The sequence below is a fragment of the Anaerotruncus massiliensis (ex Togo et al. 2026) genome, assembly GCF_900199635.1.
Lineage (GTDB): Bacteria > Bacillota > Clostridia > Oscillospirales > Ruminococcaceae > Anaerotruncus > Anaerotruncus massiliensis.
This window is the reverse complement of record NZ_LT962687.1, coordinates 1,302,962-1,321,720: the sequence shown is the minus strand read 5'-3', so window position 1 is coordinate 1,321,720 and position 18,759 is coordinate 1,302,962. Positions and strand designations below refer to the sequence as shown.

General features: G+C 64.1%; 12 protein-coding genes. 5 read left to right on the top strand and 7 right to left on the bottom strand.

Annotated features, from left to right (window positions below):
• The first annotated feature begins 119 nt into the window (after positions 1-119).
• Entirely contained in the window at positions 120-1,532 is a 1,413-nt protein-coding gene (gene rhaB / locus C1A13_RS06670; protein WP_101550353.1) for a rhamnulokinase, read from the top strand.
• Positions 1,519-2,769 carry an L-rhamnose isomerase gene (locus C1A13_RS06665; protein ID WP_101550351.1) on the top strand — a complete coding sequence of 417 codons (1,251 nt, stop codon included), beginning with the start codon at positions 1,519-1,521 and terminating at the stop codon, positions 2,767-2,769. The genes rhaB and C1A13_RS06665 overlap by 14 nt, the downstream gene beginning before the upstream one ends.
• A gap of 95 nt (positions 2,770-2,864) precedes the next feature.
• Here C1A13_RS06665 and C1A13_RS06660 read toward each other — a convergent pair whose 3' ends face one another.
• Complete coding sequence (locus C1A13_RS06660) at positions 2,865-3,848, bottom strand: AraC family transcriptional regulator (RefSeq protein WP_101550349.1); 984 nt, start codon at positions 3,846-3,848, stop codon at positions 2,865-2,867.
• Positions 3,849-3,868: 20 nt separating this feature from the next.
• Positions 3,869-5,383 carry a response regulator transcription factor gene (locus C1A13_RS06655; RefSeq protein ID WP_101550347.1) on the bottom strand — a complete coding sequence of 505 codons (1,515 nt, stop codon included), beginning with the start codon at positions 5,381-5,383 and terminating at the stop codon, positions 3,869-3,871.
• A gap of 177 nt (positions 5,384-5,560) precedes the next feature.
• Here C1A13_RS06655 and C1A13_RS06650 point away from each other — a divergent pair, with 177 nt between their 5' ends.
• Entirely contained in the window at positions 5,561-6,595 is a 1,035-nt protein-coding gene (locus tag C1A13_RS06650) for a substrate-binding domain-containing protein (RefSeq protein WP_101550345.1), read from the top strand.
• Positions 6,596-6,704: 109 nt separating this feature from the next.
• Here C1A13_RS06650 and C1A13_RS06645 read toward each other — a convergent pair whose 3' ends face one another.
• The 5 genes from C1A13_RS06645 to C1A13_RS06625 form a co-directional block, all read right to left on the bottom strand.
• The gene (locus tag C1A13_RS06645) at positions 6,705-7,754 is read right to left on the bottom strand and encodes a substrate-binding domain-containing protein (RefSeq protein ID WP_158595566.1); all 1,050 of its coding nucleotides are present in this window, start codon (positions 7,752-7,754) and stop codon (positions 6,705-6,707) included.
• Positions 7,755-7,860: 106 nt separating this feature from the next.
• On the bottom strand, positions 7,861-8,862 hold the full coding sequence (locus tag C1A13_RS06640; RefSeq protein ID WP_101550342.1) for an ABC transporter permease: 1,002 nt from the start codon (positions 8,860-8,862) through the stop codon (positions 7,861-7,863).
• Complete coding sequence (locus C1A13_RS06635) at positions 8,862-9,821, bottom strand: ABC transporter permease (protein ID WP_101550340.1); 960 nt, start codon at positions 9,819-9,821, stop codon at positions 8,862-8,864. Before C1A13_RS06635 ends, C1A13_RS06640 begins: the two co-directional genes overlap by 1 nt.
• The gene (locus C1A13_RS06630; RefSeq protein WP_101550338.1) at positions 9,818-11,323 is read right to left on the bottom strand and encodes a sugar ABC transporter ATP-binding protein; all 1,506 of its coding nucleotides are present in this window, start codon (positions 11,321-11,323) and stop codon (positions 9,818-9,820) included. The genes C1A13_RS06635 and C1A13_RS06630 overlap by 4 nt, the downstream gene beginning before the upstream one ends.
• A 203-nt stretch (positions 11,324-11,526) precedes the next feature.
• Positions 11,527-13,260, bottom strand: coding sequence for a sensor histidine kinase (locus C1A13_RS06625; RefSeq protein ID WP_101550335.1), 1,734 nt, complete (start codon positions 13,258-13,260; stop codon positions 11,527-11,529).
• Positions 13,261-13,490: 230 nt separating this feature from the next.
• Between C1A13_RS06625 and C1A13_RS06620 the strand changes: the two genes are divergently transcribed.
• Complete coding sequence (locus C1A13_RS06620; RefSeq protein WP_101550333.1) at positions 13,491-17,723, top strand: InlB B-repeat-containing protein; 4,233 nt, start codon at positions 13,491-13,493, stop codon at positions 17,721-17,723.
• A 136-nt stretch (positions 17,724-17,859) separates the two neighbouring features.
• Positions 17,860-18,741 (top strand): hypothetical protein, encoded by an 882-nt coding sequence (locus tag C1A13_RS06615; RefSeq protein ID WP_101550331.1) that lies wholly within the window; start codon positions 17,860-17,862, stop codon positions 18,739-18,741.
• Positions 18,742-18,759: the final 18 nt, after the last annotated feature.

Below are 18,759 nucleotides of genomic sequence, written 5' to 3'. Positions count from 1 at the left end.
GTCTGTTGTTTTTCCAACAGATTGAAAAAAGGACGCATTTTTTCGAAAACCACGACCTTATCCCGTCCGCAGGCGGCCGGTATAATGAAATTGAGAATCCACATCAAAGGAGGGCGCCTATGACAAGCTATTACGCTGCCGTGGATATCGGCGCTTCGAGCGGCCGGCTGATTCTGGGCTGGCTCGAGGACGGAAAGCTCCGCCTGCGGGAGGTCCACCGGTTCCAGAACCGGCTCGTCAAAACCGGCGGCCATCTCTGCTGGGAGATCGACCGGCTCTTTTCCGAAATCGTGGCGGGCCTCAAACGGTGCGGGGAACTCGGGATGCCGCCGCAGAGCGTCGGCGTCGACACCTGGGGCGTCGACTACGTGCTCCTCGACAAGGACGGCGGTCGCATCGGCGACGCGGTCGCCTACCGCGACGGGCGCACCGCCGGAATGGACGCGGAGGTCGCGAAGCTGATCCCCCCGGAGGAGCTCTACGCGCGCACCGGCATCCAGAAGCAGCCCTTCAACACGATCTACCAGCTCGCCGCGCTCAAAAAGGAGCATCCGGAGCAGCTCGAGCAGGCCGCGCGGCTGCTGATGGTGCCCGACTATTTCCACTACCTGCTCTCGGGCGCGATGAAAAACGAGTACACCAACGCGACCACCTCCCAGCTCGTGAACATCGCTTCGCGCGACTGGGACTGGGAGCTGCTCGACCTGATCGGCGTCCCCAGGCGGCTGTTCGAGCCGGTGTCGGCGCCGGGAACGCCCGCCGGGCGGCTGCGGCCGGAGCTTCGGGCGCAGGTGGGCTTCGACTGCGAGGTCGTCCTGCCCGCCACCCACGACACCGCCTCCGCGGTCATGTCGGTCCCCTGCCCGGACGGCGACGCGATCTACCTGAGTTCGGGCACCTGGTCGCTGATCGGGATCGAGCGAACGACGCCCGACTGCTCGGAAAAGAGCCGCGGCAAAAACTTTACCAACGAGGGCGGCTACGATTACCGCTACCGCTACCTCAAGAACATCATGGGCCTCTGGATGATCCAGTCGGTCAAACGGGAGCTCGGCGGCAAATACACCTTCGACGACCTGTGCGACATGGCGATCGCCGCCGACCGCTTCACCACCCGGGTGGACGTGAACGCCCCCGAATTCCTCGCGCCCGACTCGATGATCGGCGCGGTGCGCGAGGTCTGCCGCAAAAGCGGCCAGCCCGTCCCGAACGACCCGGGCGAATTGATGAACTGCATCTACCACAGCTTGGCCAAAAGCTACGGCGAGGCGGTGCGGGAGATCGAGACGCTCACCGGGCGCGCCTATGAGGACCTGCACATCGTCGGGGGCGGCACCAAGGACGACTACCTCAACCGCCTGACCCGCCAGTACACCGGCAAACGGGTGCACACCGGTCCGACCGAGGCGACCGTCGTTGGCAACCTGCTCGCGCAGATGCTCCGGGACGGCGTGTTCCCCTCCCTCTCCGAGGCGCGCCGCGCGGTCGCAAATTCATTCGACATCAAGGAAGTGAGGAATTACAATGAGTAACCGTTATCAGGAAGCCAAGGAACGCTACGCAAAGCTCGGCATCGACACCGAGGAGGCGATCCGCAGGCTGCAAAACGTCTCGCTCTCGATGCACTGCTGGCAGGGGGACGACGTGCGCGGCTTTGAGGACGCCGAGCTCACGGGCGGCATCCAGGCCACCGGCAACTATCCGGGCCGGGCGCGCACCCCCGAGGAACTGATGGCCGACATCGACGAGGCGCTGCGCCTCATCCCCGGCACCCACCGCATCAACCTGCACGCGAGCTACGCGCTGACCGGCGGAAAGCACGTCCCCAAGAGCGAGCTTTTGCCCGAGCACTTCGCGGGCTGGGTGGAGTTCGCCCGTCAGCGCGGGCTGGGCCTCGACTTCAACCCCACCCTCTTCTCCGACGATATGGTCGTCGACAACCTGACCCTCTCCAGCCCCGACGGGGCGGTGCGCCGCTTCTGGATCGACCACTGCAAGGCCTGCCGCCGCATCGGCGAATACTTCGGCCGCGAGCTCGGAACCACCTGCCTCGTGAACATCTGGATCCCCGACGGCTTCAAGGACGTCCCCGCCGACCGGCTGGGCCCCCGCCGCCGCCTCAAGGAGGCGCTCGACGAGATCTACTCCGAAAAGCTCGACCCCCGGTACATTGCCGACTCGGTCGAAAGCAAGGTGTTCGGCATCGGCGTGGAGAGCTGCACGGTCGGTTCCCACGAGTTCTATATGAATTACGCGGCCAAGAACGGCGTGCTCTGCCTGCTGGACAACGGCCACTTCCACCCCACCGAGATGGTCTCGGATAAGCTCCCCTCGATGCTCCTCTTCTTCGATAAGGTCGCGCTGCACGTGACCCGCCCCGTCCGCTGGGACAGCGACCACGTCGTCCTCTTCGACGACGAGCTGCGGGAGATCGCCAAGGAGATCGTCCGCTGCGACGCGCTCGATCGGGTGATGATCGGGCTCGACTACTTCGACGCGAGCATCAACCGCATCTCCGCCTGGGTGGTCGGGATGCGCAACATGCAGAAGGCCCTGCTCTGCGCCCTGCTGACCCCCCACGGGATGATGCGCGGCTTGCAGGACGCCTCCGATTACACCCGGCTGATGATGCTCGGCGAGGAGCTCAAATTCTACCCCTACGCGGACGTGTGGGCGGAGTTCTGCGAACGCTGCGGCGTGGCCGCCGACGAGGGCTGGTTCTCCGAAATCTCCCACTATGAAAAGGACGTCCTCCAGGGCCGCAACTGACGGTTTCCCACCATCTTTCTTCCTCCAAATAAAGCGAACGGGGAATCCGCATGGATTCCCCGTTCGCCGTTTCTCCCATTCCCAATTCCATTCCCTCAGACCCGCAGGCGTTCGCCCCGGCTGTGTCCGGCGCGGTATTCCCGCGGGCTGATCTGATATTTCTCCCGGAAAAGCCGGTAGAAATAGCTGCTGTTCTCATACCCCACCGCGTAGACGATGTCGCTGACCGGCAGGGTGGTGTCGCAGAGCAGTTCGAGCGCCACCTGGAACCGCTTGCGCTGCTGCATGTCCTTGAAGGTCGCGCCGAACGTCTGCTTGATGAACCGGCTGAGCCCCGACGGCGACTGGTTGAGCATGTCCGCCAGCCCCGCGAGAGTTCCGCCGCGGTAGTGCTCCTCGATGTACTTCATCACCATCGCGGCGATCATGTTTTCATACTGGTTCTCCTCACTCTCCTCGATGCGGTCGGCGAAGTTTAAAAGCTGTAGGAAGAGCAGCCCCATCGTCGTCTGGTTGATCTCCCGCTCGTTGCCCTGGTGGTAGACGAGCGCGTAGACCATGTTTTCCACGAGGTTCTGCACCGGCAGCACCCCCGCCACCTTGAAATGCAGGTACTTGCCGCTGCAGGAGGACTGCCGCAGCACCCCCAGCAGGAACCGCGTGAGCACGTTTTCCCCGCTGATCATCCGGAAGGCGGTGTCGAAGAACTCGGGCAGCACGATGAAGTTGACCCCGATGTCCCCCTCCCCGGTCGGGAGGATCTCATGGTAGGCGTGCTGGTTGAGGAAGAGCAGGTCCCCCTTCCGGAGCACGACCTCCTTCTGTCCGTCGATGATGTGGGTCGTGCTGCCCTCGCACATGTACATGATCTCGATGTAGTTGTGCTTGTGGCGCGGGAACCCGGTGAAGCGGGTGTGGGTGCGCACCCGGAACAGCTCCCCGTTCGCCAGCATCCGGCCGCTCTCGACCGTGAAGCTGTCGCTACCGGTGTAGAGCTTCCGGTCGATGCCCGTGCCGTCGAGGATCTTCTGTTCCTCCGGCGTGATCTCGCGCAGCAGCCGCAGCAGCTCCGCGTCCATCCAACCCCCTCCTTTTCGCGTCAGCCGTCCTCCCCCGCGTCCCGGCCGGGATATTCGGTCGGCCACATGCCCGTCTCCTTTTTAAAGATGCGGGAGAAATAGTACTGGTTCGCATAGCCCACCGCCTGCGCGATCTCCTTGATCAGCATGTCCGGGTGGGCCTTCATCAGCCGGATGGCCATCTCCACCCGGTACTTCGTCAAAAACTCCGACGGGGTCACGCCCCGGTGCCTGCGGAATATTTTGCTGATGTAGTTGGGCACGAAGCCGAATTTATTCGCAAGCATCTCGTTTGAGATCGGCTTTTCGTAGTTGTCGATCAGGTACTGCTCCATCTCCGCGACGACCGCCTCCTGGCTCTTCTTGGCCTCGCCGCCGCTCTGGCGCATCCCAAGGAGGATCTCCGACACCCGTTCGCCGAGGGACGCAAAGTCCATGCTCCCGAGCACCGCCTCGCCGAGGCGCGTCTTGACGTCAAGATAGCTCTCCGAATTGTCCCCGATGCGGCTGTCCCCGATGATTGTCTCGAGCAGGCGCATGAAGTCGAACTGCGTCTGCCCCTCCCGCTCGGACACGGCGAGCATTTCGGCGACCGCGGCGGAAAGCTGCTCCGCGCTGCCCGCGCAGATCGCCTCCACCACCCGGTTGACCGGGAAGCTCGAAAGGGGGATCGCCTTCCCCGGACGCCTGGCGCCGCCCGGCGCGTCCCACAGAAGCTGGGAGGCGCACAGCCGGATCTCCCGGTAGAGCAGGGTGCGCAGGTCGCTGATTGTCTGCGCCACCTCGGAGATCGGCACCGGTTCCACACGCGCCGCGACGGTGATCGGCAGCGGCGTCATTTCCGTCAGCCGGCGGTAGAGCGTTTCGATCGCCGCGCGCGCCGAATCGGGGCTGCGCGTCTCAATCACGACGATCCGCTCGGTCTTGGACTTCCCGGAGAAGGGCAGCACGCTGTCCCGTTCGGGCACGATCGAGCGGAGCAGCTCCTCAAGCTGTACCCCGCGCCAGAACTTCCGCCCCGGCGCGCCGAGGTCGTCGGAGGTCAGCGGCATCGCGCCCGCGTTCACGAGCAGCGTCACGCAGTCGGCCTGCGCGGCGGACGCCTCGCCGTTGCCCTCGATCAGGCCGGAGAGCTGGTCGCGCTTTTTGAGGTAGGCCCTGTTGCGGCAGAGGATCTCCAGCTTGCCCAGCAGGGCGGACATCTTTTCAAACGAGACCGGCTTGAGCAGGTAGTCGAACGCCTGGAAGCGCACCGCCTTCTGCGCGTACTCGAACTCCTGGTAGCCGCTGAGCAGCACGGTGACGACCTCCGGATAGTCCCTCTGGATGTTTTCCAGCAGCTCGAGGCCGTCCATGACGGGCATGCGGATGTCGGTGAACACCACGTCCACCTCCCCGCGCCCGAGGCGCTCGAGCGCCGCCCTGCCGTTGATCTCGGTCCCGACCACCTGAAACGCGTCCGAATAGCGGCAGATCAGCTGTTTGACCGCGCGTGCGATCGGCGGCTCGTCTTCGACGATCAGTACCTTTATCATATCCAGTCCTCCGTCCCTGCTGTCCGGGCACGTCCTCTGCTTCCCATTATATGGCTCCCGCCGCGGGAAAGCAACCTTCCGCCCGCTTGTTGCATCTGCCTTGCGCAAAAGCTATAATAATAACCAGAAAATGAAAGACAACCTGTTATCCATCGACATCTTAAGGGGGATTTACCAATGAAACTCCGCGCCCTCGGCGCCCTTTTTCTGGCGCTGCTCCTCGGCGGCTGCGGCGCCCAGCCGCAGCCCGCGCCCGAAGCTCCCCTGCCCGTCCCCGAGCCGCCCGTCTACGCCATCATCTCCAAGGAAAAATCCAACCCCTATATGCAGAACATGGCGGACGGGTTTTCCGCCGCCTGCCGGGAGCTCGGCGCCGAGGCTCTCTGCATGGGCCCCGACTCCTATACCGCGCAGGCCCAGATCGACATCATCGACGCGCTGATCGACCGGAAGGTGGACGCGATCGTCATCGCGGCCAACGACTCGGACGAGCTTCAGGACGCCCTCCAGCGCGCGATGGACGAGGGGATCGCGGTCCTCTCGCTCGACTCGGCCGTCAACAGGGAGAGCCGCATGCTCCACATCCAGCAGGCCGACCCCGAAAAGATCGGCCGGGTGCTCATCCAGGCCGCCTGCAAGATGGTGGATGGCGAGGGCAAGGCGGCGGTCCTGTCGGCCACGCGGCAGGCCACCAACCAGAACCTGTGGATCGAATGGATGCAGCGGGAGATCGAGCAGAACCCGTCGGTCTACGCGAAGTTTGAGCTGCTGCCCGTGGCCTACGGGGACGACGAGCCCGAAAAATCCCGTGAGGAGACGCTGCGGCTGTTCGAGGAAAACCCCGATCTCAAGGTGATCATCTCTCCGAGCGTCGTGGGAATGCTCGCCGTGGGCCAGACGCTCCAGGAGGAGGAGTCCCCCGTGCTCTTCACCGGGCTGGGGCTGCCCTCCGAGATCGCCCCCTACATCGAATCGGGAAGCTGCCCGTGGATGTACCTGTGGAACCCCATCGACCTCGGCTACCTCAGCGCCTACGCCGCCGACGGGCTCGCGACCGGCCGGATCACCGGCCGGGAGGGCGACAACCTCACCGCCGGACGGCTCGGGCTGCGGGTGGTGGTCGACGCGGAGGACGGCGGCACCGAGCTGCTGCTGGGGGACCCGGTCAAGTTCGATCCGGACAACATCGGCGAATGGAAGTCCGTCTACTAGCCGCCCGAAAAAGCGGCGGCAGGGGCATCGCGGCACTGGGGCCGGGGGCTTAAACAGGTTCAGGGATGGGGGCGTGAAGCCCCCATCCCTTTTTGTGTTCTGCGAAGAATCAGTCGGCGGTGAGGTCGGTGAGGACCTCGCCGTCCTTGCCGATCATCTGGACGGCCGCGAAGATCTCCTTGTTGGTCGCGTCGTCATAGGAGAGGGAACCGCCGGTGCACAGGGTGTTCGCCAGCTCGACGCCCAGAGCGCCGATGCCCTTCGGGTCCTGCGCGACGGTGCCCTGCATGGTGCCGGCAGCAATCGCTTCCAGCGCGCCCGCGTCACCGTTGAAGCCGAAGAGGAGCACGTCGGAACGGCCCGCTTCCTGAAGCGCTTCCATCGCGCCCAGCGCCATCGGATCGTTGGCGGCGAAGACCGCGGCGATGTCCGGGTTGGCGGCGAGGATGTCCTGCATCGCCTCATAGCCCTTGGTCTGGTCGCTGTCGGCGGTGAGCTCCTGGACCATCGTGTAGCCCGCGTCGTTCATGACGTCCTTGAAGCCCTCGGGGCGGCGCGCGGCGTAGACCGCGGAAGCCTCGCAGCGGATGACGGCGTAGTTCTTGCTGGCGGTGCCCGCCGCTTCAAGCAGCTGGAGGGCGTATTTTCCGGCCATCCGGCCGCCGCCGTACATATCGGAAACGATGATGGCGTCCTTATCGGTGCCGCCGTCGCCGATGTCGCAGATGATGACGGGAATGCTCTTCTGCTTGGCGAGCTCGACGATCGAGCTGAGCGCCTCGGGCTTGCAGGGGGAGATCACGAGCGCGTCGACGCCCTCGTCGTTGATCAGGCGGGTCGCGCCGCTGACCATCTCGGTCTCGTCGTTCTGCTGGTCGTGGAGGATGACCTGGATGCCCATCTCCGCGGCCTTCTCCTCGACGCCGGCGGTCATGCTCTGGAAGAATTCCTGCTGGTTGTCGTAGACCGACCAGCCGAATTTGAGGCCGGCGGTTTCAGCCGGGGTCTCGGCGGGCGCTTCGTCGGCGGGTGCCGCGGGAGCCGCGGGGGCCGCCGTGCTCGGAGCCGGAGCCGTGCCGCTGTCGGACGAGCAGGCCGCGAGGGAAATCGCCATTGCAAAACAGAGTACCAGAGCGAGGATTCGGGTCTTCTTTAACATGAATAATCCATCTCCCAATCTTTTCATTTTGTTTTCTCGGTTGATTTCTGCGGATGAACAGGTCATGCCGGGCACGCATCCCTCCTTCTTGGTGAACTGCGCGGCTTCAGGCGCCCGCCGCGCTTCCGCGCCGCCGTTCGTCCAGTTCCCTGCGGGAGCGGGACTTGACCAGAAAGTCGTTGACATAGGCGCGGATGCCGTTGATGGAAAATGCGAATATCAGGATGACGCCCTCGATGATGCGCTGCATATAGCTCTGGATCTGGAAGGCGTCCATTCCGCTTTTGATGGTCGCCAGGAAGATGGCGGCGACCGCGGTGGTGAAGATGCTCCCCTTGCCGCCGACGAGCGCCGTGCCGCCCAGCACGACCGCCGAGATGACGGTGAACTCGAACCCGTCCTTCATGCCGTAGTTGGAGGAGCCGAGGTAGGAGGTGATCATGATCGAGGCGGCCGCCGTGAAGAGGCCGACCATCAGGTAGATGAGGATCTGCGTTCTGGGGATGCTGATGCCCGCGATGCGCGCCGCCTCGTGGGAGTTGCCGATCGCCAGCGTGTGGCGGCCGAGCGCGGTCTTGCGCAGGATGACGGTCCCGATCACGCCGCAGATGATCATGACGATGAAGGGCACCGGGATGCCCGCCAGGTAGCTCGTCGACATCAGCTTGAAGAGCCTGTTCTCGACGACGACCGGCGTGGCGTTCACGATCTGCGCGAGCGCGCGGTAGCCGAACATCATGGCGAGCGTCGCGATGAACGCGGGGATCTTCATCTTCGCGATGAGCACGCCGTTGAAGGTCCCGAGCACCGCGCCGAGCAGCAGGATGAGGATGACCGACGGAAAGACGCCCATCTTCGGGAGCAGCAGGGTGAGCACGCAGGAGCAGAGCGCCACCTGCGAGGCGACCGACAGGTCGAGGTCGCCGCTGATGATGACGAAGGTCATGCCCACGCCGCAGATCCCGGTGAAGGAGGCCTCGCGGACGATGTTCTGGAAGGCCGAGATGTTCCGGAAGTTGGGGCTGAAGGCGATAAGGATCAGCCAGAAGATCAGCAGCGCGTAGAGGATACCCAGTTCGCCGAAATTGATCTGTAATTTCTTTTTCATCACTTCGCCGCCTCCTGGGTAATGATTTTGATTCCGCTGATCGACAGCGCGAAGAGCAGCACGACCGCGATCGCGAGCTTCTGGAACGCCTCGTCGACGCCCAGAATGTTCAGCCCGCTGCGGATGAGCGAGAGGAGCAGCGCCCCGATGAAGGAGCCCCAGATGTTCCCCTTGCCGCCCGAGAGCGCCGTGCCGCCAAGGATGACCGAGGTGATGGCGTCGAGCTCGAACCCGTCCCCGATGATTGCGCTGCCGGTGGCGAGCCGCGACGACTGGAGCACGCCCGCGCAGGCCGCGGTCAGTCCGGTGACGACGAAGACCGCGATGAGGGTGCGGTCGACGTTGATGCCGCTCGCGCGGGCGGCCGCCTCATTGGAGCCGATCGCGCGGGTCTTGACGCCGAAGCGGGTGTGGCGGTAGACGAGGTAGGCGATCACAAAGACCGCGACCACCAGGATCACCTGCACGGGGATGCCGAAGATGCTGGAGGTGGAGAAGATCTTGATCTCCTTGTTTTTCGACATGAGCACCCGCTTGCCGTTGCTGTAGACGAGCGCCGCGCCCTTGAAGGCGAGCTGGGTGGCCAGCGTGGCCACGAAGGTCTGGATATGTAATTTCGTGATGATGAGGCCGTTTACCACGCCGCAGAGCACGCCGACGAGCAGCGCCAGCAGGATGCTCGGCCACATGCCGATGTTGGCGATGTTCATGGCCACCACGCAGGTGACCAGCGAGAGGATCGAGCCGACCGAGAGGTCGAAGCCGCCCGCGCAGATGGCGAAGGTCATGCCCGCCGCCGCGATGCCCGTCGTGGCCGAGCGGGAGAGCACGGTGGTCAGGTTGGATACCGATACGATCCTCGGGTTGAGGGCGAGGAAGACCAGCCCCACGGCCAGCAGGATTGCGAGGATGCCGAAACGGTCCCACCACGCCCAAAATCTTTTCGTCCTGTCGTTCATATGCTGTCACCGTCCAATCTTTCCGAGGTTCCGGTCGCGCACTCCATGATCGTGACCTCGTCCATCTCCGTCTTTGAGAGGTTGCCGGTGATCCGGCCCTGGAAGACGACCAACGTGCGGTGGCAGATGCTGATGATCTCCGGAAGCTCGGAGGAGACCACGATGATCGCCAGTCCCGACTTTGCAAGCTCCTCGAGCAGCTCGTAGATCTCCGCCTTCGCGCCGACGTCGATGCCGCGCGTCGGCTCGAGCATGATCAGCACCTTGCAGTCGCTCGCCAGCGCGCGCGCCAAGAGGAACTTCTGCTGGTTGCCGCCCGAGAGGTTGACGATCCGCTGCGCCGGGGAGGAAAACTTCATGTTCATGCGCTTCTTGTAATTTTCAAGCAGCTCCTGCTCCTTCGCGTCGCTGATGAGCCCGAAGCGGGAGATCGACCGCAGGATGTTCATCGTGAGGTTTTCCCGCACCGTCATCAGCGCGAAGATGCCCGCGCTCTTGCGGTCCTCGGTGACGAACCCGATGCCGTCCCGGATCGCCTGCAGCGGCCCCTTCATCTGGAGCTGCCGCCCGCCGAGGGTCACCGTGCCGCCGTCCGGACGGATGAGGCCGTAGATCGCCTTGACGATCTCCTCCCGCCCGCAGCCCATGAGTCCCGCCACGCCGAGCAGCTCGCCGCTGCGCACGCTGAAGCTCACGTCCTCGAACATCCCGGCGCGGGTGAGGTTTTTGACCTCGAGCACCGTCTCCCCGAGCGCGTGCCCGGAGGATTTGTAGTACTGGTCCACCTCGCGGCCGACCATCAGCTTGACCAGGTCGTTGTGGGTGAGCTCTTCGGTCCTTTTGGTGGCGACGTACTGGCCGTCCCGCAGGATCGAGACCCGGTCGGTCAGATCGAAAATCTCCTTGAGGCGGTGGGAGATGTAGAGGATCGTTTTCCCACTCTCCTTGAGCCGCCGGATGAGGGCGTAGAGGACGTCGACCTCCTGGTTGTTGAGCGCGCCGGTCGGTTCGTCCATGATGATGATGTCCGATTCGTGGGAGATCGCCTTGGCGATCTCGACCATCTGCTGCTGGGAGACGCTGAGCATCCCGACCATGTCGGTCGGTTTGAGGGACAGGTTCATGCTGTCGATCAGCTCCTGCGCCCGCGCGTTCATCGTCCGGATGTCCAGCACCACGCCGTGCACCGGCAGGCCGGACGCGAAGATGTTCTCCGCGACGGTGAGCTCCGGCATGAGGTTCAGCTCCTGGTAGATGACGCTGACCCCCGCCTTCATCGCGTCCTGGATCGAATGGATCTCCTGTTTCTCGCCGCGGATGAAAATCTCTCCGCTGTCCGCCTGGTACATCCCGCCGAGAATCTTCATCAGCGTGGATTTCCCCGCGCCGTTTTCACCGACGATCGCGTGGACCTCCCCCTCTTCGATCGAGAGGCTCACGTCCGACAGCGCCTTGACGCCGGGAAACGACTTGCTGATATTGCGTATCTCGATGATAGCCAATTGTTTTCGCACCTCGCTTTTCTGTCTGGCGGCTATTCCTGCAATCTGCTCCACCTGTTTCTGTTTTTATTGTAATGTTCACCAGTTTATTAGTAAATGAACAATTCAGAACTGTTTGGATACACAAAACAACACAAAAAGGCCCGGTTTCCGTTTACCGGAAACCGGGCCTTTTGTCCGTTATGGAAAGACAGTCCGCACCGTCACTTCGCGCTCCACCTGCCGCTGAGCGTCACGGTCGTGCCCTGCGGGAAATTGCGCGCGATGCGGTATCCGACGCTCTCCCCCGCCGACAGCTTGAGGCGGATGATCGTGTTCACCAGCCCGAGCCCGCCGATTTTGAGCTCGCTGTAGTTGGCGGGCAGATCCTCGCTGTACTGGGCGACCTTGCGCTCGAGCTCGTCGATCTCCCCGTCGGCAAAGCCCGAGCCGTTGTCCGCCACTGAGATACACCAGCGATCCCCCTCGATGCGCGAGGTGATGCTCACCCGCCAGGGGGGCTCCACCTGCTTGAAGGCGTGCTCGAAACAGTTCTCCACGATCGGCTGGATGATCAGCCGGGGGATCGCCATCCCCTCGAGCCGCTCGTCGAGCGAGAGGTCGTAGTCGAAATACTCCTCATAGCGCAGCTTCATCAGCTCGAGGTAGTTGCGGACGTTTTCGATCTCGCTGCCGAGCGTCGCGCCGCCGCTGCTGTAGGAGCTGCTGTAGCGCAGCATCTGGGAGATCCGCTCGCAGGTGTCGGCGATGCGGTCCTCCCCCGCCTCGATCGCCATGCTGCTGATCGTCGAGAGGGAGTTATAGAGGAAATGCGGGTTCATCTGCGACTGGAGCGCGAGCAGGTAGGCCTTCTGCTCACAGGCGACCGAATCGTTCATCTTTTTGAGCATCGACTGGAAGGCGGCGTTGAGCTCCCGCACCTCGTCGATGCTCTCGTCGGGGACGAGGTCGGCCTGGATGGAATCGATCGAGATCTTGCGCACCTCGTCGCTCAACCGGATGAGCGGCGCGGAAATCCGCTTGGAGATGAGGTAGACCGCCAGAATGAGCAGTATGATCGTCACAAGGCTGCCGATAAAGAGGTAGACGGTCATCGAGCGGTAGGGCTGCATCATCGAGCGCCGGTCCTGCGCGAGCGCGACCCGCCAGCCGTACTGGTCGGACAGCTTGGCGGTCACGTAGTAGTCCCGCTCGTCCAGATCGCTGTACGCCCGGCCGGCCGGGAGGATCTGGTTGCCCTCCCCGTCGAAGAGGAAGACGACCGTGTCGGTCAGCACGTCGAGCGCGAGATAGCTCTCGAGCTGGTCGACCCCCTGCTGGATTTCAACGATGCCGTAGACCTCCTTGGAGTAGAAGTTGGTGATCGGCCGCAGCAGGGAGGTGTACCGGGCCTTATAGGTGCCCGACCAGCGGTCCTCCTGGGGCGGGAGCAGCAGATACCCGGCCCGGCCGTCGATCAGCTCGCGCATCTGCGCGCCCACGTCGGTCTCATAGAGCGTCTCGGAGACCCGGCTCTCGGGGTTGACGCTCGCGCCCGCGCTGATGAAATCCCCATGCTGGTTGTAGACGCTGATCCGCCAGATCGGCATGCTCGGGCCGTTGTGGGAGGTCAGCACGCTGGCGATGTCGATGCTGTCCATGATGTTCACATCGAAGTAGTTCTCCCGGCTGGCGTCCTGCTGGAGGCGGTTGAAGATGTTGATGATGCGGGGATCCGATTTGACCTGCTGGGCCATCTGGTCCATCTCCGAGAGGTAGGCGTCCACCTGCGAAACCATCTTGTCGAGCAGCTGCGTCTGGTTGATCGCGGCGGTCTTTTCGCTCACGCTGACCACATACTGGTAGGCCGCGCCCACCAGCACCAGCATGAATACCAGCAGGAAGGCCGAATAGGTCAGCACCAGCCTGCGCAGAAATCCTGTTTTCCGATGTTTCATCCGCTCGCCACCCGCAGTTCCAATTTTTCCGTTTTCCTTATTGTAGCAGAAATTCAAAATTCCGCAATCCGCGCCCCCAAATTTCCATCCGTGACCCGAATTTGGTGAAATCGCCCAAAATTCACAAAATGTTCACAATTGAGCGCGACAAAACGGCCGCAAATCCGCTACTATTAAATCAGAAGGCAAGGATTGACAACAACCCCAAAACCTGACCGGGAGGAACGCTTATGAAACGGCTCCTATCCATGCTGCTCGCGCTTGCGATTTCGTGCAGCTATCTCTCCCTCGCGGCGCTCGCCGCCGAAGGTGAGGACGAGACGCCTAAGGCCACGATCACCTACAGCGTGGCGGAGGGCGGCACCCTGACGATCAACGGCACCCCACACAACGCGGCGGAGGCCGTCACGACGGGACCCGATGGCCTGCCCCTGCCCCACACGGTCACTCTGCCGGAGGGCGTGGACGTGGCCTTTTCCGCCCTGCCCGACGCGTCCCATACGCTGGCCGCCCTGACGGTGACCGGCCTGCCCGTGGGCACGCCCGCCCCCGTCATCACGAACGGCATGGGTACGGTCAAGGCCGTCAACGGCTTGCAGATCCACGCGAGCTTTGACATTCTGACCTACACCGTGGACGTCCGGCAGGCGCCGGGCGGCACGATCTCCGCGTCCGGGCTCGGCGCGAACGGCACGGCCGCGGCCAACGGCAGCGTCACCCTCGCCGCCGCGGCGAATGAAAACTATGAATTCTCCCACTTCCTGGTGGACGGCGCGCAGGTGACCGCCAACCCCTGCACCTTCACGGTCACGAAGGACACCGCCGTTTCCGCCCTCTTCACCGCCAACCCGGTCACCCATTCGGTGACGGTCGAACCTCCCGTCGGCGGCCGCATCCAGGTGAGCGGCATCGACGACGCCGGACTCGTCGCGGACGGCGCGAAGATCACGATCGCCGCCGAGCCCGATGGCAGCCATACCTTCGGCGCGCTCCTGATAAACGGCACGGACGTCGGGAGCGCCACCCATGGGATGGAGGTGCACGGCGACGTGACCGTCTCTGCCACCTTCCCGGAAAAGGCCCCCGAGACCTATTCCGTGTCCGTCACGGCGGGCGCGGGCGGCAGCGCCGCGGCATCCGACGAGACGGGCGCGCCCCTCTCCGGCCCCGTAACGGCCGGTACGCGGGTCACTCTGACCGCACAGGCGGATGAAACGCACACCTTCAGCCACTTCCTGATCGGCGGCGTGCAGATTGCTGAAACCCCCTATACCCTCACGGTGAACGGGGCCGTATCCGCCGAGGCCGTCTTTGCCGAGAAGCCCGCTCCCAACCCCAGTGAAAACTCGAAGCCGGACAATGGCGGCGAGGGCTCCAACGGGATTCCCACCGTACAGGTTTCCGTGAATCAGCCCGCCGCGGGCGGCGCGATCACACAGGTCGCGGCAAACGGGGCGACGCTCGCCTCCGGGGCTTTTCCGGGCGCGCTCCCGCTCAAGGAGGGCGACACCCTCACAATCACCGCCGCGCCCGGCGAAAAATACCAGCTCAAATCCGTCACGGTCAACGACGGCGCGGCGGCGGTCAGCGGCAGCACCGCCAGCTACACCGTCCGGGCCGACGATCTGAAAGGCATCGTCATCGAGTCCGCGTATACCGCCTCCGCGCCGGTCGCGGTGGATTCCTCCGCCGCCACGGGCGCTTCGGTCGCGGTCGGCAGGGGCGGCGCGCCCCTCCAGAACACCGACGCCGTGACCGAGGGCGACGCCCTCACCTTCACCGTCACGCCCGTGGACGCCGGGAAGGCGGTCCAGTCGGTCACCGTCAACGGGAAGGCGGCCGCCAAGAGCGGCGACAACGCGTTCGGTTACGCGGTCACAGCGGAGGACATTCTCAGCGGCGTCCTCAAGGTGGAGGCCGTGCTTGTCTCGACCGACGTGCAGGTCAAATGGAACCCCGCCCCGGAAGCCGGCGTCACCGTCGAGGTTAAACCGGAAAACGGGACCGCCGACAAAAGCGGCGATCTCACCGTTCCCTACAACGCCAGTCTGATCGTCGGCGTCTCCGCCCCCGACGGAAAATCCGTCGAGAAGGTCACCGTCGCGCAGGAGGGCGGGTCGGCTCCGGCGGACTACGTCCCCGGCGCGGACGGCAGCTTCAAAATTCCCTTCGTCCGGGCGGCGGTCACCGCCATCACCCCCACCGTGAACGAGGTCCGGCCCAAGATCAGCTGGGATGCCCCCTCCGCGGGCACGATCGTTGTGAACCCGGGCGGGAGTCCCGTCTCCCCCGGCGGCGACGTGGCCTACGACAGCACAATCACCATTGAGGTGACGCCGCCAGCGGGCCGCCTGCTTGAAAAGGTCGCCGTCACCGGAAACGGCGAGACGGCCCCGAAGGACTACACGCCCAAAGCCGGGGAAAACAAGGTCACGGTCGAGCATGTGAAAGCCGATATCACCGCGCTTTCCGTCGCCTACCAGGACGACCCGGGCAACCCGGCGGTCACCTGGACCGCGCCCGCTTCGGGCAAGGGGACAATCACCGTCACAGCCAAGGAGGGCGGCAGCGCGGTCACAAACGGCGGTACGGTCGCGCTTGGAAGCACTGTCACGATCAAGGTGGACCCGCCGGCCGGTTACTTCCTCAAAAGCCTCGCGGTCGCGGGCGGCGCGACGACGGGCGTTACCACTTACAACCAGTTCAGCAATAGCAGTGTGGACGTAAAGATGGACCGCCCGGTCACCGCGATCACCCCCGTCTTCGCGCAGTACCGGAAGGTGACGCTCGCCGATATCCCGAACGCGACCGTCACGGCGCGCGGCGCCTTCTACCCGAACTCCGACGGTACGGGAAGCACCTTCACGGCCCTCTCGGAAAAGGGCGTCGGCTATGTCTACGCCGAGCTGGGCAAAGATCCCACGGTCACGCTCTCTGTACGGGACATCAGCCTGGGCAGCCAGCTCCAGGTCAAGAATAACGGCAACGGCATCGGTTCCCCGCTCCGTTCGGGCGACTCGCTGGCGATCTCCGTAAACGGGGACCTCGCGCTGTCCGGTACGGTTTCGGCCGTCCCGCTCACGCCCAGCGGCGCCGGAAGGGTCCACGCGCCCATCGCCGTGCAGGACGAGGAGGGCGCGGCGCTCGAGGACAAGGACGGCGACGCCTTCAACATCCGTGCAATCGCCAGCGAGGGCAGGCTGGTGCTGGACGGCGTCACGCCCGGCCAGACCTTCTACATCAAGCTCGGGGAAAACGGCTACGACCTGCCCACGACGCTCGACAGCCGCCTCTCCCCCGCCCCCGTCGCGCTGGCCAGCCAGCTCGCGGACGACGACCTCTTCCGCCTGTCGGTCGACAAGGACGGGGACGGCAAGAGCCTCATCAGCTCGATCACCCAGGTGGATGAAAAGCGGCTCAAGGAGGACGGCGTCCGCGGCAGCTACCTCAAGGTGGTGCTCAAGGATTCGACCGCCACCGAGGAGAAAAAGGCCCGCGCAACCATCACCTTCAAGGCGCGCAAGACGCTCGACGCCTCGAAGGGCGGCCCCTGGCAGGCGGGCGACACCGCGACCCTCGATCTGACGATGTGGATCGAGAACACCAAGAAGAGCGGTTCGGACGAGGACGCGGACGTGGGCGACCGCATCTACATCGACCCCGAATCCAACGAGTACAACACCTTTGTGTGGGGCGACGACCGCGCCGCGCTGGAATACCACGCGGACGACAACGCCAAGGCGTTCTACGCGCGCCTCTCCACCAAGGCGGACATCGATATCTACACCGATTACGGCGACCCGGTGGACGCGGACCTCTGGTTCTACAACTTCATCGGCAACCCGGAAATCCCGAGCACCTCCCGCGCCTGGCTGACGCTGGGCATCCCGTGGGACGAGGACAGCGACTACCATCCCGACCCACGCGACGTCTACATCTACCAGGTGGACAAATACGGCGACCTGGAGGACGTGACCGACCGGTTCACCTACTCGGACGACGCCTACGCCATCGAGGGCTGGACCATCCGGACCCGCCAGCTCGGCACCTACATCATCTCCGACACCGAGCTCGACCTCGACACCGGCTACGAGATGGAGTACGACTGGGACGACGACGCCTACGAGGAGCAGTATAAGGTCAACCCGGTCACCGGCGGCGGCACGCAGGATTACACGCCGGTGACCCTCCCCGTCAACTACGGCGGCAGTACCGGCGGCTCGACGGGCGGCACCGTCTCCGAGCCGGAGCCGGAGGAGAGCAAACCGGACGACGAGGAGGAAGAGGGCAACCGTCAGGTCACCGCCAAGCCGGTCCCCGAGCCGGTCCCCGAGGTCGACGAACCGGAGGAAAAGCCCGCGGGCAAGGGCTTCGCCCCCTGGGCGGTCGTACTGGTGATCGCGCTCATCGCGGCCGGGGCCGGGACGGGCGGCTACTTCCTCTACCGGCACTTCAGCGAATAACCGGCGTTTTGAAGCCCGGGGCCCCGCGGAATTCCCGCGGGGCCTCTTCGCATCCCGGCGCGCCGGAGCTTGCATTCGCGGGCCCCGCATGGTATGATTTGGGCACCAGGAACTTCCAAAAAGGCGGGTGTATTTCATGGGCGGAAAGGTACGGCAGGTTTTGGCGGACGGCGAGCACTCCGAACGGATGAAGCGCAGGGAATCCTTCCTGCTGCGTTTTCCGGACGCGGGCGGGACGGACGGCCATGAGAAGTTCCAGATGCGCTGCATCACCGCGCTGATCGAGTATTACGGGAACTCCGAAGACTACCTGGCGGATTACATGGATATCTGCGACATGCTCGGGCAGGGCTACCGGGAGGAGGCGTTCCACCTCGGCTTCCAAAATTCCAACCTGTGCACCCTCCTGGCGGAGTTTGAGCTGCGGGAGGAATCCGACCTCTATCTCTGGCTGCAAATTCTCGAACGCCTGCTGGACAGCCCGGGACGCGGCGACAAGCAGAAAAAACGCCTCGCCCTCAAAATTGCGGAGGCGCTCAAGCTCTCGGGAATCGGCGCGGCGCTCTGCCGGCTGGAAGGCGGCCGCTACGCCTTCTATCCTGCGACCGAGCCGTTTCTCGACCGGGCGCTCGTCTTCGACGTGCTCGGCTGGCTGGACGCCTACCCGAAGGCGCGGGAGCAGTACCGGGAGGCCCTCAGGCTCCTGTTGCACGGGGACCGCACCCGCAAGGCGATCGACTGCCTGCGGCTCTCGCTCGAACTCTTCTGCAAGCAGCGCTACCAGAACGAAAAGTCGCTGGAAAACCAGTTCTCCCTGATCGGGAGCGAGCTGGCCGACCGGGGGCTGTCGGCCGAGCTGCGAAATCTCTACACGACCCTGCTCGCCTACTACGCCAAATTCAACAACGAGCACGTCAAGCATGACGACTCGGCGAACGCCGCGGAGGCCGATTTTGCGCTCTATCTGACCGGCAGCTTTTTGCGCCTGCTGCTCCTCTCCGACCGGGAGACGCTCTGACCCCAAACCCAAAAGGGC